Annotated in this window: 13 protein-coding genes and 1 tRNA gene; 6 read left to right on the forward strand and 8 right to left on the reverse strand. The window is 62.4% G+C overall.

The genetic code is table 11. The annotated features are described in order from the left end of the window. Nucleotides 1–2 precede the first annotated feature (2 nt). Nucleotides 3–75, reverse strand: a tRNA-Glu gene (locus AC3WLP_RS23100). 333 nt (nucleotides 76–408) lie between these two features. On the opposite strand from AC3WLP_RS23100, the gene AC3WLP_RS23105 reads away from it, so the two are divergent. After that, entirely contained in the window at nucleotides 409–1,176 is a 768-nt protein-coding gene (locus AC3WLP_RS23105; RefSeq protein ID WP_014754096.1) for a hypothetical protein, read from the forward strand. A gap of 75 nt (nucleotides 1,177–1,251) precedes the next feature. Here the strand turns inward: AC3WLP_RS23105 and AC3WLP_RS23110 are convergent, their stop codons facing one another. Together AC3WLP_RS23110 and AC3WLP_RS23115 are read right to left on the reverse strand one after the other, a co-directional pair. Further along, nucleotides 1,252–1,734 carry a GAF domain-containing protein gene (locus tag AC3WLP_RS23110; RefSeq protein ID WP_003247105.1) on the reverse strand — a complete coding sequence of 161 codons (483 nt, stop codon included), beginning with the start codon at nucleotides 1,732–1,734 and terminating at the stop codon, nucleotides 1,252–1,254. Continuing rightward, nucleotides 1,735–2,622 carry an ATP-binding protein gene (locus AC3WLP_RS23115; protein WP_003247104.1) on the reverse strand — a complete coding sequence of 296 codons (888 nt, stop codon included), beginning with the start codon at nucleotides 2,620–2,622 and terminating at the stop codon, nucleotides 1,735–1,737. It lies immediately after the preceding gene. Nucleotides 2,623–2,826: 204 nt separating this feature from the next. Between AC3WLP_RS23115 and AC3WLP_RS23120 the strand changes: the two genes are divergently transcribed. Next, complete coding sequence (locus tag AC3WLP_RS23120) at nucleotides 2,827–5,184, forward strand: hybrid sensor histidine kinase/response regulator (RefSeq protein ID WP_088513085.1); 2,358 nt, start codon at nucleotides 2,827–2,829, stop codon at nucleotides 5,182–5,184. Here AC3WLP_RS23120 and AC3WLP_RS23125 read toward each other — a convergent pair. Continuing rightward, on the reverse strand, nucleotides 5,174–5,662 hold the full coding sequence (locus AC3WLP_RS23125; RefSeq protein WP_014754097.1) for a glutathione peroxidase: 489 nt from the start codon (nucleotides 5,660–5,662) through the stop codon (nucleotides 5,174–5,176). The two genes, AC3WLP_RS23120 and AC3WLP_RS23125, sit on opposite strands and share 11 nt — an antisense overlap. A 13-nt stretch (nucleotides 5,663–5,675) precedes the next feature. Beyond that, a complete protein-coding gene (msrB, locus tag AC3WLP_RS23130) occupies nucleotides 5,676–6,071 on the reverse strand; it encodes a peptide-methionine (R)-S-oxide reductase MsrB (protein WP_003247101.1) in 396 nt (131 codons plus the stop codon). Nucleotides 6,072–6,238: 167 nt separating this feature from the next. On the opposite strand from msrB, the gene AC3WLP_RS23135 reads away from it, so the two are divergent. Both AC3WLP_RS23135 and htpX read left to right on the forward strand, forming a co-directional pair. After that, entirely contained in the window at nucleotides 6,239–7,450 is a 1,212-nt protein-coding gene (locus AC3WLP_RS23135; RefSeq protein WP_003247100.1) for a pyridoxal phosphate-dependent aminotransferase, read from the forward strand. A 306-nt stretch (nucleotides 7,451–7,756) separates the two neighbouring features. Continuing rightward, nucleotides 7,757–8,644: a protease HtpX gene (gene htpX / locus AC3WLP_RS23140; RefSeq protein WP_004575939.1), complete on the forward strand. Its 888-nt coding sequence runs from the start codon at nucleotides 7,757–7,759 to the stop codon at nucleotides 8,642–8,644. 159 nt (nucleotides 8,645–8,803) lie between these two features. On the opposite strand, the gene AC3WLP_RS23145 is transcribed toward htpX, so the two are convergent. Further along, nucleotides 8,804–9,454, reverse strand: coding sequence for a thiopurine S-methyltransferase (locus AC3WLP_RS23145; RefSeq protein WP_088513084.1), 651 nt, complete (start codon nucleotides 9,452–9,454; stop codon nucleotides 8,804–8,806). Between the two features lie 101 nt (nucleotides 9,455–9,555). On the opposite strand from AC3WLP_RS23145, the gene AC3WLP_RS23150 reads away from it, so the two are divergent. Then, the gene (locus AC3WLP_RS23150) at nucleotides 9,556–10,323 is read left to right on the forward strand and encodes a DODA-type extradiol aromatic ring-opening family dioxygenase (RefSeq protein WP_070096976.1); all 768 of its coding nucleotides are present in this window, start codon (nucleotides 9,556–9,558) and stop codon (nucleotides 10,321–10,323) included. Nucleotides 10,324–10,464: 141 nt separating this feature from the next. Here AC3WLP_RS23150 and AC3WLP_RS23155 read toward each other — a convergent pair whose 3' ends face one another. Next, complete coding sequence (locus AC3WLP_RS23155) at nucleotides 10,465–12,144, reverse strand: DEAD/DEAH box helicase (RefSeq protein WP_003247096.1); 1,680 nt, start codon at nucleotides 12,142–12,144, stop codon at nucleotides 10,465–10,467. Between the two features lie 351 nt (nucleotides 12,145–12,495). Then, a complete protein-coding gene (locus AC3WLP_RS23160) occupies nucleotides 12,496–13,251 on the reverse strand; it encodes a spermidine synthase (protein WP_003247095.1) in 756 nt (251 codons plus the stop codon). Between the two features lie 115 nt (nucleotides 13,252–13,366). Here AC3WLP_RS23160 and AC3WLP_RS23165 point away from each other — a divergent pair, with 115 nt between their 5' ends. Further along, on the forward strand, nucleotides 13,367–14,713 hold the full coding sequence (locus tag AC3WLP_RS23165; RefSeq protein ID WP_014754104.1) for a class II 3-deoxy-7-phosphoheptulonate synthase: 1,347 nt from the start codon (nucleotides 13,367–13,369) through the stop codon (nucleotides 14,711–14,713). Nucleotides 14,714–14,986: the final 273 nt, after the last annotated feature.

Here is a 14,986-nt window from a genome sequence, read left to right on the forward strand (position 1 = left end):
GGCGTCCCCTAGGGGACTCGAACCCCTGTTACCGCCGTGAAAGGGCGGTGTCCTAGGCCACTAGACGAAGGGGACACGCTGCTGGCATTACTGCCTGCTTTCACTCCCTGCTGCGTTTCGCTGTGTGCTTTACGCTGCAAGTGGCGCGCATTCTATGGATGGTTCGGGAAGGCGTCAACCCCTTTGTAGAAATTTATTTAAATCAATGACTTCCGGGTACACCAAGCGCTGTTTTGGCAAGCCTGCCGGGGTTTGGCGTTGATTTTCTGGCGTCAAGTCAGCATTAATGTGCCAGCATCCAGTCATGGCACAGTTTGCCGATAGAAAAAGAGAATGGCTGTCAGGGCCTCTCGCGAGCAAGCTCGCTCCTACACTCAATCATGCAAACCTATTCATGAGGCTTTAACGGTGACACCACTTCTGATCACCCTGCTCATCGTGGCGGGCATCGCGTTGCTGATCGTGATCGGCTACCTCAACAACGTGGTCGAGAATGGCAAGCTAGAACGCGCCCGGACGAAGATCGAGCTGGCCGACCGCCTGCGCCGTTGTGGCGAAATCACCGAGACATTCCCCGGCCAGTTCATGACCCCGGCCCTCAAGTTGCTGCTGACCCGCCTGGAGCTGAACCTCAACCAGCGCCTGCTGGCGGTGGACAAGCACAATGCCGAATTCAAGGCGCGCATCGCCGAACTGGAAGGGCTGATTGCCCTGGGCGACAAGATCCCGGTCAACAACCCACCCAACCCGATCCACACCGAGATCAAGGCCAAGGACGTACGCTTCTTGCTGGAGGCGCTGCACAATCAGGTGACCCGCGCTGCCCATGAAGGCTTTTTGCCCGCTGTCGAGGCCAAGCATTGGGTCAAGGAAATCCGCCATGTCCTGGTGCTGCTGCACATCGAGTTTTTCAACAACCTTGGTCAACAGGCCCTACAAAAAGGCCAGCCCGGCCAGGCGCGCCTGGCCTTCGAGCGCGGCGTGCAGTATTTGCGCAAGCAGCCCGAGCCTAAGGTGTATGAAGAGCAGCTGACGTATCTTGAGAAACTGTTGGCCCGGGCCAATGCCCAGGTGCTGGACCGCATGGCACCGGCGGAGGACGAGCACAACGAATTGACCGATGGGCTCAAGACCGATGAGGAAGAAACCTGGAAGAAGAAGGTGATCTACGACTGATTGGTTAACCTGTACCGGCCTCTTCGCGGGTAAACCCGCTCCTACAAGCGAAGAGGCCGGCTCAGGCAACATCGATCAGCAGTCAGTCAACGCCAGAAAGATCGCCGCCAACCGCTCCAGCCCCACCTGATCCGCCTCGCTGAACCGCCCGACCGTCGGGCTGTCCAGGTCCAGCACGCCAATCAACCTGCCGTCCTTCACCAACGGGATCACCAGCTCGCTGTTGGAGGCACTGTCACAGGCAATGTGGCCAGGGAATGCATGTACATCCTCGACCCGCTGGGTCTGCCGCGTTGCCGCCGCAGCCCCGCACACACCTTTACTGAACGGAATGCGCACGCACGCCACCTGGCCCTGGAACGGGCCCAGCACCAGCTCTTCGTTGCGGTTTAGGTAGAACCCCGCCCAGTTCAGGTCGTCCACCTGGTTATACAGAAACGCGGAAAACTGCGCGGCGTTGGCGATGAAGTCACGCTCGTCGGCGAACAGTGCCTGCACTTGCGCCGCCAGCAGGTTATAGCCGTCGAGGCCGGCGCCACTGGCATTGAGGTCGATCATTTACTTTTGCTCCAGCAATTGCAGCCCGACCCAGTAGCGGGCGAACTGATAGGCACAACGGCCATTACGGTTGCCGCGGCCGGTGGCCCAGCGCACGGCGAGGATGTCGAGTGCTTCGGTGCGCTGCCACACAAGGCCCGCAGGTTGTGCCAACTGGCCAATCCAGTGCTCGACAACGTTCAGGAAGTGGTCCTGGGTAAACGGGTAGAACGACAGCCACAGGCCAAAACGGTCAGACAGGGCAATCTTGTCCTCCACCGCTTCGCTGGGGTGCAGTTCGCCGTCCACACGCTTCCAGTTCTCGTTGTCGCTCTCCTTCTCGGGCACCAGGTGGCGGCGGTTGGAGGTGGCGTACAGCAGCACGTTGTCCGGGGCCTGCTCCAGCGAGCCGTCGAGCACACTCTTGAGCACCCGGTAGTCGCCCTCCCCGGCTTCGAACGACAGGTCGTCGCAGAATAGGATGAAGCGTTGCGGCAACTTCTGCAGTTGCTCGACCACCCGCGGCAGGTCGGCCAGGTGGTCACGTTCGATTTCGATCAGGCGCAGGCCGGCGCTGGCGTGCTCAGCCAGCAAGGCACGTACCAGCGACGACTTGCCAGTACCGCGCGAGCCCCACAGCAGCGCGTGGTTGGCTGGCAGGCCGTTGATGAACTGGTGGGTGTTGCGGCCCAGCTGGTCGCGCTGTTTGTCGACGCCGATCAGGTCGGTCAGGCGGATGTCCAGGCTGACGTCCAGCGGCAGCAGGTAGCCGCTGCGGCCATCACGCTGCCAGCGCGCGGCCAGTGTGGTGCCCCAGTCGATGTGCGGGCGTTGTGCCGGCAACAGGGGTTCAAGGCGCGCCAGTACCGATTCGGCGCGGTCCAGAAAAGCGATCAAGCGAGCGTCCATGACGACTCCTAACAATCTCAGTTTTTTGGGGGCCGCTGCGCGCCCCTTCGCGGGCTTGCCCGCTCCCTCAGGGCTTGCCTTCAGCCTGGGGCTAAGCTGTACCTGTGGGAGCGGACAAGCCCGCGAAGCGGCGCCAAGCGGCCCCCGCTTGGCGATCAACTGAAATGAACAGACAGACCCACCAGCAGCCGGGGCTATTCGGCTATGCTTGCGCAGCGCAAGGAACGGGAAACCGGCTCGGGACTCATGGATATCAAGTTCACCAATCGCCTGTCATACAAGCAAGCCCGGTTGACAGTCCTGGTCGGCTTCATCCTGGGAACATTGCTCAGTCTCATCCAGATCGGCATCGATTATGCCAGCGAAGACGCGTCCATCAACCGTGAAGTGAACGCGTTGCTGCAAATCAGCCACAACCCGGCCTCGCGCATCGCCTACAACATCGACTCGGAACTGGCGCTGGAGCTGACCCGCGGCCTGCTGCAGTCGCCGGCCGTCATCCGCGCACGGCTGATCGACAACAACGAAACGGTACTGGCCGATGTCGAGCGGCCAAAACTGCAGGACCGCTCCCGGCCACTCAGCGACTTCCTGTTCGGCGAGCAACGCCAGTTCAAGGAGCGCCTGTACCTGACCCACATGCCAGAGCAATACCTGGGCACCCTGTACCTGGACATCGACACCTTCGCCTTCGGCAGCCGTTTTCTCGACCGTGCCGGCATCACCCTGCTCAATGGCTTTGCCCGCAGCCTGGTGCTCACCGGCCTCCTGCTGGCGCTGTTCTACATGATGCTGACCAAGCCGCTGGTGACGGTGATTGGCGCACTCAGCGGCAGCGACCCGCGCAAACCCCGGCAAACGCGCCTGGAATGCCCACACGGACATGAGCATGACGAAATCGGCGTGCTGGTGAAGGTCGCCAACCAGCAGTTCGTCAGCATGGCCACCGAGATCGAACAGCGGCGCACTGCGGAAAACCGTCTGACCCAGTACCTGAACGAGCTGGAAGACATCGTGTCGGCGCGCACCAACGAGCTCAAGGCCAGCAACAGCAGCCTGAGCCTGTCCAACCAGGAGCTGGAACAAGCCCGCAGCCGAGCGCTGGACATGGCCCAGGCTCGCGCCGCCTTCCTGGCCAACATGAGCCATGAAATCCGCACCCCGCTCAACGGCATGCTGGGCATGATCGCCCTGGCGCTGGACAACCCGCTGCCCAGCGAGCAACGCCAGCAACTGGCTATCGCCCATGACTCGGGCAAGGTGCTGGTAGAGCTGCTGAACGATATTCTCGACTTGTCCAAGTTCGATGCCGGCCAGCTGGAACTGGAACGCATTGCGTTCGACATGGGCTCGATGGTGGAAGACACCGCCAACCTGCTGTCGCAGAACACCGCGCAAAGCGTGGAGCTGACCTGCCTGATCGCCAGCGACTTCCCCAGCAGCGTGCTCGGCGACCCCACGCGTGTGCGGCAGATCGTCAGCAACCTGCTGTCCAACGCGCTGAAGTTCACCCGCTTCGGCCGTGTCGATGTGCGCTTGATGGCCATTGTCGGTGGTGTACGTCTTGAGGTACGGGATACCGGCATCGGCATCCCTGAAGACGCCCAGGCGCGCATCTTCCAGCCTTTCACCCAGGCCGGTGCCGGCATCACCCGCCAGTACGGTGGCACCGGCCTGGGCCTGGCGTTGACGCGTAACCTGTGCAAGGCCATGCAGGGCCACCTGCACATTCGCTCCGAGCCGGGCTTTGGCAGCTGTTTCACCGCCGAATTGCCGCTGACCGTGCACACCGAAGCCATCCCGCCAGCACCCTTGCATGGCCGCGTGGCCGCACTGAGCGCAGCCGGCAGCGGGCTCAATGAACTGTTGCAGCACTTGCTGCCTGCCTGGGGCCTGACCTACCAGCGCCATGACAGTTGCGCCACGCTGGATGCCGCAGTGATCGACCTGTTGATCACCGACGACGTCGAGCACCTGTTCGAACTGCGCCCGGCATTGAAAACCCCGATTCTGCTGGTGACTGCCTACGGCAACTTCCTGCCCAGCGAGCAGTCCTTGGCTTTGGCCCCGCTGCACCAGCTGGCCCGACCATTGGCACGCAACGCCCTGTACCAGACCCTGCGCCGCACCTTGCAAGGCCATGAGCCCGAACACCCGCTGGCCATCCCGGCCATTACCCAGGAGCAAGGCCGTGCGAGGATCCTGCTGGTAGAGGACAATCCGGTGAACCAGCTGGTGGCCAAGGGCATGCTGGCCAAGCTCGGCTGCCAGGTGCAACTGGCCACCCAGGGCGCGGAGGCCCTTGAGCTGCTGGCGCGTGAGGAATTCGACCTGGTGCTGATGGACTGCAACATGCCGGTGATGGACGGCTACGAGGCCAGCCGGCGTATCCGCCAAAGCGGCCGCTGGCCCGAGTTGCCGATCGTCGCCCTCACCGCCAACGCCATGCCCGAAGAGCGCGAACGCTGCCGGGCGGCGGGCATGAACGACTACCTGGCCAAGCCATTCCGCCGCGAAGAGCTACTGGCCCTGGTTGACCATTGGGTGCCCTTCAGCGGCTGAGCAAACGCTCGATGTCCGCCTGCAGGGCCTGTGGCTTGGTGGAGGGGGCATAGCGCTTGACCTGGCCACTGGCCGGGTCGACCAGAAACTTGGTGAAGTTCCACTTGATCTTCTGGCTACCCAAAATACCCGGGGCGCGTTGCTTGAGTTCGACGAACAGAGGGTGAGCGCCCGGGCCGTTGACCTCGACCTTGCGAAACAGCGGAAAACTCACGCCGAAATTACGCTCGCAGAACTGCGCAATGTCCCGTGCATCGCCAGGTTCCTGCTTGCCGAACTGGTTGCACGGGAAACCCAGTACCACCAGGCCACGGTCGCGGTAGGCCTGCCACAGTTGCTCCAGGCCCTTGTACTGCGGGGTAAAACCGCACTGGCTGGCGGTATTGACCACCAACAGCACCTTGCCCGGGAAGTCGCCCAGCGTCTTGTGCTCGCCACTCAGGGTCACGCAGGGGATGTTCAGCATCGTTGCAGCCATGATCGGGCTCCGGTCAGTCGCGCGGACGAAGGTCGATGCACACCGAGTTGATGCAGTAGCGCAGGCCGGTCGGTGGCGGGCCGTCAGGGAACACATGCCCCAGGTGCGCATCGCAACGGGCGCAGGTGACCTCGGTGCGGATCATGCCATGGGAGGTGTCGCGAATCTCGATCATCGCGCTGTCCTCGATCGGCGCGTAAAAACTTGGCCAACCGCAGCCAGCGTCGAACTTGGTCTGCGCATCGAACAGCGCCAGGCCGCAGCAAATGCAATGGTAGATGCCATCGCGGCGCTCGCTGTTGTACTTGCCGCTGAATGGCCGTTCGGTGCCCTTGAGGCGGCAGACCTGGTACTGCTCGGGGTCGAGCATCGACCGCCATTCGTCCAGGGTTTTTTCGATCTTTTTCATGTAGAAACCTCGGCAGGCTGAATTTCACCCCACACCGTCTTTTCCGGGGCGCGGGTGGCACGTATATTAGTTGGCTTCGTGTGCCAGGCGTTCAGTCTGGCACCCGCTTCCTGCCCTTTCAAACCTTTCGGCGGGGCGTAGCGCGTTTTCTCAATCGGGATCCCATCATGCAGTTCAGCAAATCGAACAAGCTCGCCAATGTCTGCTACGACATTCGCGGCCCAGTGCTCAAGCACGCCAAACGCCTGGAGGAGGAAGGCCACCGCATCCTCAAGCTGAACATCGGCAACCCGGCGCCGTTTGGCTTCGAGGCGCCTGATGAAATCCTTCAGGATGTGATCCGCAACCTGCCCACCGCACAGGGCTACAGCGACTCCAAAGGCCTGTTCAGTGCCCGCAAGGCGGTGATGCAGTACTGCCAGCAGAAAGAAATCGAAGGCGTCACCATCGAGGACATCTACCTGGGTAATGGTGTGTCCGAGCTGATCGTCATGTCGATGCAGGCGCTGCTCAACAACGGCGACGAAGTGCTGATCCCGGCCCCCGACTACCCGCTGTGGACTGCCGCCGTGAGCCTGGCCGGCGGCAAGCCGGTGCACTACCTGTGCGACGAGCAGGCCGACTGGTTCCCTGACCTTGAGGACATCAAGGCCAAGATCACCCCGAACACCAAGGCGCTGGTGATCATCAACCCGAACAACCCGACCGGCGCCGTCTACTCCAAAGAGCTGCTGCTGGGCATGCTGGAGCTGGCGCGCCAGCACAACCTGGTGGTGTTCTCCGACGAGATCTACGACAAGATCCTGTACGACGAAGCTGTGCACATCAGTACCGCCTCGCTGGCCCCGGACCTGCTGTGCCTGACCTTCAACGGCTTGTCCAAGTCATACCGGGTGGCGGGCTTCCGCTCTGGCTGGCTGATCATTTCCGGGCCCAAGCACCACGCGCACAGCTACATCGAAGGCATCGACATGCTGGCCAACATGCGCCTGTGCGCCAACGTGCCGGCCCAGCATGCCATCCAGACCGCGCTGGGCGGCTACCAGAGCATCAACGACCTGGTGCTGCCACCGGGGCGCCTGCTGGAGCAGCGCAACCGCACCTACGAACTGCTCAACGACATCCCCGGCGTCAGCTGCGTGAAGCCGATGGGCGCGCTGTATGCGTTCCCGCGGATCGACCCGAAGGTTTGCCCGATCCTCAACGACGAGAAGTTCGCCCTTGACCTGCTGCTGTCGGAGAAGCTGCTGATCGTACAAGGAACGGCGTTCAACTGGCCGTGGCCGGACCACTTCCGCGTGGTGACCTTGCCGCGGGTGGACGACCTGGAAGCAGCCATTGGCCGGATCGGCAATTTCCTGAAGGGTTATTCGCAGTAGGGTTCGACGGGGGCCACGAGAGGTTCGACGCGGGGTGGTGGTGGGGCGCAGATCGAGCGCCGCCCGCGCGGCGCTCGATCTCACAGGCGCCACACCCCTTGCGGCAAACACCCAGCGGCCTTGACGCAACCCCCAAGCCGAATGTTTCTTACATCCTGCAACGCTCTATCCCACAGCCCCCACGCCATCCTCTGCCATACTCCGCCGTACACAGTTTGAAATAGTCCCCCGATTGAATCGGCGCGGCAGGCCCCTTATATACCCCGCAGTAAGCGACAACTCATCCGTCAGGAGAACGTAACAACCATGATGCGCATTCTGTTGTTTGTAGCCACCAACCTCGCGGTGGTGCTGGTTGCAAGCATTACCCTGAGCCTGTTCGGTTTCAACGGGTTCATGGCCGCCAACGGGGTCGACCTGAACCTCAGCAGCCTGCTGGTGTTCTGCGCCGTGTTCGGCTTTGCCGGCTCCCTCGTCTCGCTGTTCATCTCCAAGTGGATGGCGAAGATGACCACCGGCACCCAGATCATCAGCCAGCCGCGCACCCGCCATGAGCAGTGGCTGCTGCAAACGGTCGAAGAGCTGTCTCGCGAAGCGGGCATCAAAATGCCTGAAGTGGGTATCTTCCCGGCTTACGAGGCCAACGCCTTCGCCACCGGCTGGAACCGCAACGACGCGCTGGTCGCAGTGTCCCAGGGCCTGCTGGAGCGCTTCTCGCCCGATGAAGTGCGTGCGGTACTGGCCCACGAAATTGGCCACGTTGCCAACGGCGACATGGTCACCCTGGCGCTGGTGCAGGGCGTGGTGAACACCTTCGTGATGTTCTTTGCCCGCATCATCGGCAACTTTGTCGACAAGGTGATCTTCAAGAACGAAGAGGGCCAAGGCATTGCCTACTATGTAGCAACCATCGTTGCCGAGCTGATCCTTGGCATCCTGGCCAGCATGATCGTGATGTGGTTCTCGCGCCGCCGCGAATTCCGCGCAGACGAAGCCGGTGCGCAACTGGCCGGTACTGCGGCAATGATCGGCGCCCTGCAGCGCCTGCGCGTGGAACAAGGCCTGCCAGTGCACATGCCTGACACCATGAAGGCTTTCGGCATCAATGGCGGCCTCAAGCACGGCCTGGCCGGGTTGCTGATGAGCCACCCACCGCTGGAAGAACGCATTGAGGCCCTGCGCCGCCGCGGCTGATCCACCTGAGAAAACAAAGGGCGACTTCGGTCGCCCTTTTTTATTCCTGGCCTTACGCAGCTTCTGTGGGAGCGGGCGCGCCCGCGAACACCGGCAAAGCCGGTGCCATCTAACGCGCCGCCCGCTCCCACATGGGCCGGGGCAGCCTGCCCTACCTGCTTACCGGCTGAGCCGGTACACCCGCTCCAACAAACTCGACGCCCCGGCCTGCACAAACTTCGGGCTCTCCTCAATCACCTCCACAGCCTCCAACTGCTCCACCTGCCACCCCGCAAACCCCTGCCTCAGCTCTTCATCCCTGACCGAAAACGGCGGCCCGGCCAACAATGACTGGTCATAGTCCAGCGTCACCACCAACCCCCGGCAGCTTGTCGGCAGCAACCCCGACAACAGCTGCATATACCGCGCACGCATCTGCACCGGCAGCGCAATCACCGCCGCCCGGTCATACAGCCCCACGCAGTCAGCCACATCCTCTGCCCGCAAGGCAAAGAAGTCGCCACACCACAGCTGCACATCTCCACTGCGCCAAACCTCGAATGCGCCCTGCTGCCGCACCTCGGCCTCAAGCCCGTGCTCACAGAAAAAATCCTCCACCGCCCGCCGCGACAGCTCCACACCCAATACACGATGGCCCTGACCGGCCAGCCAGGCCAGGTCCAGGCTCTTGCCACACAACGGCACCAGCACGCGGCTGCCGGGCGCCAACTGCAGCTGTGGCCAATACGTCTGCAGATAGGGGTTCACCTGCGCCTGGTGAAAGCCGATCTGGTTATCGGCCCACCGCTGCTGCCAGAACGCTGGTTCCATGATTACTCCCGATTTTTAGATGATTTGTCGGTAAAACTTGGTTTGGATTTCGATCTGTAGTTAATCGATGATGGTTGCATCTTAACCTTCAGGACCCCGCCATGCTGCCCAGCCTGTTCATTTCCCATGGTTCCCCCATGCTTGCCCTGCAACCCGGCGCCAGCGGGCCGGCACTGTCCGGGTTGGCCAACGCGCTGCCCCGGCCGAAAGCGATCGTGGTGGTGTCGGCACACTGGGAAAGCCGCGAGCTGCTGGTCACCGGCAACGCACAGCCCGAAACCTGGCATGACTTCTACGGCTTCCCACCGGCCCTGTATGCGGTGCAGTACCCGGCGCCGGGCGAGCCCGGGCTTGCTGGCCAGGTCAGCGAGCGGTTGAAGGCTGCGGGGCTACCCGCGCGGCTGGACATGCAGCGCCCATTCGACCATGGCGCCTGGGTGCCACTGTCGCTGATGTACCCGGATGCGAGCATTCCCGTGGTGCAGGTTTCACTGCCCAGCCACATGGGGCCGGCGCTGCAGCTAAAAGTGGGCCAGGCACTGGCGGGGTTACGTGCCGAGGATGTACTGCTGATAGGGTCGGGCAGCATTACCCACAACCTGGGTGAGCTGGACTGGCATGCGGGGCCGGATGTGATCGAGCCGTGGGCGCTGGCGTTCAGGGATTGGGTGGTAGACCGGCTGCAGGAGGATGACCAGGCGGCGTTGCTGGATTACCGGCAGCAGGCGCCGTTTGCGGTGCGCAACCATCCCAGTGATGAGCATTTGCTGCCGCTGTTCTTTGCCCTCGGGGCCGGGAGCAAGTTCGGCGTGGTCCATCAGGGGTTTACCCTGGGCGCGCTGGGGATGGACATCTATCGGTTCGACTGAAGGGCCTCTTCGCGGGCAAGCCCGCTCCTACAGGTACTGAAATCTGTGGGGTACCTGTAGGAGCGGGCTTGCCCGCGAAAGGGCCGGTACTGGCAAAAAAAATCCCCGACCTAAGCCGGGGATTTTTTCGTTACGCCAGGATCAATCCTCGCGGTAGCGACGCAGCTTCAGCTGCTTGCCAGCCACGCGGGTGTCCTTGAGCTTGGACAGCAGCTTCTCGAGGCCGTCTTCCGGCAGCTCGACCAGGCTGAAGCTGTCGCGCACCTGGATGCGGCCGATAGCGTCACGCGCCAGGCCACCTTCGTTGAGGATCGCCCCCAGCAGGTTCTTGGCAGCGATGCCATCACGGGCACCCAGGGCGGTACGGCAACGCACGCGGCCTTCGGCCAACGGCAGCGGTGCACGGCGCTCACGATCACCACGGTCAGGACGCTCGCCACGCTCACCGCGCTCGGTACGCTCACCACGCGGGGCGAAGCTCGGCACCAGCGGCTGCTCGCGCTCTACCGCCGCCAGGTCCAGCGCCTGGCCATTGGTGGCCTTGCGCAGCAGGGCCGAAGCAAGGGCACGCGCGCTGCAACCGAGGTCTGTGGTCAGACGGTCGAACAGCTCGCCGTGGGTGGCTTCTGCTTCGGCTACCAGCGGCGCCAGGCTCGAGGTCAGCTTCTTGATGCGGGCATCCAGCACGGCCTGGGCATTCGGCAGGCGCGCTTCGGCAACCTTCTGCCCGGTAACACGCTCGATCACCTGCAGCATGCGGCGCTCACGCGGGGTAACCAGCAACAGTGCACGGCCATCGCGACCGGCACGGCCAGTACGGCCGATACGGTGTACGTAGGACTCTGGGTCGTACGGCATGTCAACGTTGAACACGTGAGTGATGCGCGGTACGTCCAGGCCACGGGCAGCGACGTCGGTGGCGACGACGATGTCCAGGCGGCCATCCTTGAGCGAGTCGATCACGCGCTCACGCTGGTTCTGGGCGATATCGCCGTTCAGTGCAGCAGCCTTGTAGCCTTTGGCTTCCAGCGCGGCGGCCAGGTCCAGGGTGGCTTGCTTGGTACGCACGAAGGCGATCAGCGCGTCAAACTCTTCCACTTCCAGCAGACGCAGCACAGCCGGGATCTTCTGGTCCGCGTGGACCATCAGGTGGGCCTGCTCGATCGCGGTAACGGTCTGGGTCTTGGTCTGGATCTTGACGTGCTTGGGTTCACGCAGGTGACGCTCGGCGATCGAACGGATCGACGACGGCAGGGTAGCGGAGAACAGTACGGTCTGACGGGTAGCCGGGATTGCGTCGAAGATCACTTCGAGGTCGTCCATGAAGCCCAGCTTCAGCATCTCGTCGGCTTCGTCCAGTACCAGGTACTGTACGGTCGACAAGACTTTTTCGTCACGACGCAGGTGGTCGCACAGACGGCCCGGGGTGGCCACGACGATTTGCGCGCCGTTGCGGATCGCACGCAGCTGTGGGCCCATCGGGGCACCACCGTAGACGGCGACAACGTTCACGCCCGGCATCTGCTTGGCGTAGGTTTCGAAAGCGGTAGCAACTTGCAGCGCCAACTCACGGGTTGGCGCCAGGATCAGGGCTTGCGGTTCGCGCTTGCTCACATCGATCTTGTTCAGGATCGGCAGGGCGAAGGCAGCGGTTTTGCCGGTGCCAGTCTGCGCCTGGCCGATCATGTCGTGACCGGCGAGGATGATCGGGATCGATTGTTGCTGAATGGCGGACGGCTCTTCGTAGCCGGTAGCCACAACGGCAGCAACAATGTTCGGGTTAAGATCGAGAGCGGCGAAGCCGCCGGTTTCCTGGGTCATGGGTCTGCCTCTAGGTGCATCCGCAAAGACCCATGCTCCAAAGCTGCACATGCCTTGAAAGACCGTCAGGTCACCCAGGCAGCTTTGGCGGCGGGGATTTGCGAAAACGATTGAAAAAGAAAACTTGGGAAGGTCCGCCTAGCGGACGCGCAGCCGAAGCTGGACTCGGAGGATTTGCACCACCTGATTTTGAGGTCCGCTAAAAGACCGGCGCGTACTATACCTGAAATAGTCGCGTACGTGAGGAATATTTTCATGGAGGCAGGGCCAGTATCGGGCCATCAAGCACGACAGGCTGAATCGATAATCCCCTGAAGCCTGGCGCGCTCGGTGTCGGCGCGCGTCAGCCACTCACGTCGCCGGCCGAATCTCGCGGATCAGCCCCTCGAGGCTGTACCCCAAACGCGGCGCCAGCGCCTCGGCCCGGGCCCTCAAACCGTCCAGGTCCAGCGACTGCTCCAGGTCTGCCGGCACCAGCAAAATCACATTGCCCTCCTTCACAGGCAGTTCCCAGTAATGCCGGTGGTACAACCCGCGCAACAACGCCGCGCCCAGCGGCCTGCCATCATCGGTGGCCCACTGGTTGATCACCAGCCAGCCGCCCGGGTTCAGGTGCTGCTGGCAGTTCTCCAGAAAGTTCCACGCCAGGTGCCCGACCCCAGGACCATGGTCGGTGTACAAGTCAACGAACAGCAGGTCGGCCTTCTCTGCCGTGGGCAGCAGCTCCAGGGCATCGCCGATGCGCACATACAACCGCGGGTCGTCGTCCAGGCCCAGGTAATCCATGGCCAGGCGCGGCACATCCGGGCGCAGCTCGATGGCCTCGATGTCTTCCAACGGCAGGAACTTCATGCAGGCCTGGGTCAGCGTGCCGGCGCCCAGGCCCAGAAACAGTGCACTCTCAGGCAGTTCGTGGCACAGCGCCCCCACCAGCATGGCGCGGGTGTAGTCGTACTCCAGCCAGCTGGGGTCGGCGGTGAACACACAGCTTTGCTCGATCGCATCGCCGAATTCCAGAAAGCGGTAGTCGTCTACTTCGTACACGCTGATGACGCCAAACGCATCTTCCACCCGTGCCAGCAGCCGCTCTTGCCGTTCCGCCGTCATGTCCACCACCGCCTGCGCAAAAACGCGCATTGTCCGCCAACACCCTTGATGCAACAAGCGCAGCGCCAACTGTTACCATGGCCCATAGCCTACAACCGACAAGACCGAGCCCAAGATGAACCAACCGTGGAGCCCCGACAGCTGGCGTGCCCTGCCGATCCAGCAGCAACCGACCTACCCCGATGCCGCGCACCTGCTGAAGGTTGAACAGACCCTGGCCAGCTACCCGCCGCTGGTGTTCGCGGGTGAGGCGCGCGAGCTGCGCCGGCAGTTCGCCGAGGTCACCGAAGGCCGTGCCTTTCTGCTTCAGGGCGGTGATTGCGCCGAGAGCTTCGCCGAGTTCTCGGCTGCAAAAATCCGCGACACCTTCAAGGTGTTGCTGCAAATGGCCATTGTCATGACCTTTGCCGCCGGCTGCCCGGTGGTGAAAGTGGGGCGTATGGCCGGGCAGTTCGCCAAACCGCGCTCATCTGGCGATGAAACCATTGGCGACATCACCCTCCCCGCCTACCGTGGCGACATCGTCAACGGCATCGGTTTCGACGCCAAAAGCCGCATTCCGGACCCGGAACGCCTGCTGCAGGCCTACCACCAGGCCACCGCCAGCCTCAACCTGCTGCGCGCGTTCGCCCAGGGCGGGTTTGCCGATCTGCACCAGGTGCACAAGTGGAACCTGGACTTTATCGCCAACTCGGCGCTGGCCGACAAGTACCACCAGTTGGCCAATCGCATCGATGAAACCCTGGCGTTCATGCGTGCCTGTGGCCTGGACAGTGCGCCGCAACTGCGCGAAACCAGCTTCTTCACGGCTCACGAAGCGCTGCTGCTGAACTATGAAGAAGCCTTCGTGCGCCAGGACAGCCTGACCGGCGACTACTACGACTGCTCGGCGCACATGCTGTGGATCGGCGACCGCACCCGCCAGCTCGATGGGGCCCATGTGGAGTTCCTGCGTGGCGTGCACAACCCGATCGGGGTCAAGGTTGGCCCGAGCATGAACCCCGAAGAGCTGATCCGCCTGATCGACACGCTCAACCCGGCGAACGACCCGGGGCGTTTGAACCTGATCGTGCGCATGGGCGCGGGCAAGGTTGGCGACCACTTGCCGGAGCTGATCCGCACTGTCGAGCGCGAGGGGCGCAAGGTGCTGTGGAGTTCCGATCCGATGCACGGCAACACCATCAAGGCCAGCAGCGGTTACAAGACCCGCGATTTTGCGCAGATTCTGGATGAGGTGAAGCAGTTCTTCCAGGTACACCAGGCCGAGGGCAGCCATGCTGGCGGTATCCATATCGAGATGACTGGGCAGAACGTCACCGAATGCATCGGCGGTGCGCGGCCGATCACCGAGGATGCGTTGTCTGACCGGTATCACACCCATTGTGATCCGCGGATGAATGCTGATCAGTCGCTGGAGTTGGCATTCCTGATTGCCGAAACCCTCAAGCAGGTACGGCGCTGAGCGCTTTTCGCTTTTGATCTTGCTTCTAAGTGCGCGGTAGTTCAGGCAACGCAGATTGCGACTTCAGGAGGCCTTGCGGCCATCGCAAATGGACTGTACGCCCGATCAGAACCAGCGCTTAAGCTTTTGGGCTTTTGGGCTTTTGGGCCTTTGGGTTGTGCGCTTTCACATCAAGTAGACATTCATTCACGATGTGGGCGCCTATTCACCTTTCCGCCCTTCCGGCGGGTTACTTTGGTCGTGGCCAAAGTAACCAAAACCGTCGGCTCCTAT

The organism is Pseudomonas sp. FW305-E2, from assembly GCF_058782925.1.

Coding starts and splice junctions, on each gene's coding strand:
- AC3WLP_RS23155 (WP_003247096.1), bottom strand. CDS start 12,144: ATGACCCAGGAAACCGGCGGCTTCGCCGCTCTCGATCTTAACCCGAAC.
- msrB (WP_003247101.1), bottom strand. CDS start 6,071: ATGAAAAAGATCGAAAAAACCCTGGACGAATGGCGGTCGATGCTCGAC.
- AC3WLP_RS23160 (WP_003247095.1), bottom strand. CDS start 13,251: ATGACGGCGGAACGGCAAGAGCGGCTGCTGGCACGGGTGGAAGATGCG.
- AC3WLP_RS23115 (WP_003247104.1), bottom strand. CDS start 2,622: ATGGACGCTCGCTTGATCGCTTTTCTGGACCGCGCCGAATCGGTACTG.
- AC3WLP_RS23135 (WP_003247100.1), top strand. CDS start 6,239: ATGCAGTTCAGCAAATCGAACAAGCTCGCCAATGTCTGCTACGACATT.
- AC3WLP_RS23110 (WP_003247105.1), bottom strand. CDS start 1,734: ATGATCGACCTCAATGCCAGTGGCGCCGGCCTCGACGGCTATAACCTG.
- AC3WLP_RS23145 (WP_088513084.1), bottom strand. CDS start 9,454: ATGGAACCAGCGTTCTGGCAGCAGCGGTGGGCCGATAACCAGATCGGC.
- AC3WLP_RS23125 (WP_014754097.1), bottom strand. CDS start 5,662: ATGGCTGCAACGATGCTGAACATCCCCTGCGTGACCCTGAGTGGCGAG.
- AC3WLP_RS23150 (WP_070096976.1), top strand. CDS start 9,556: ATGCTGCCCAGCCTGTTCATTTCCCATGGTTCCCCCATGCTTGCCCTG.
- AC3WLP_RS23165 (WP_014754104.1), top strand. CDS start 13,367: ATGAACCAACCGTGGAGCCCCGACAGCTGGCGTGCCCTGCCGATCCAG.
- AC3WLP_RS23120 (WP_088513085.1), top strand. CDS start 2,827: ATGCTTGCGCAGCGCAAGGAACGGGAAACCGGCTCGGGACTCATGGAT.
- htpX (WP_004575939.1), top strand. CDS start 7,757: ATGATGCGCATTCTGTTGTTTGTAGCCACCAACCTCGCGGTGGTGCTG.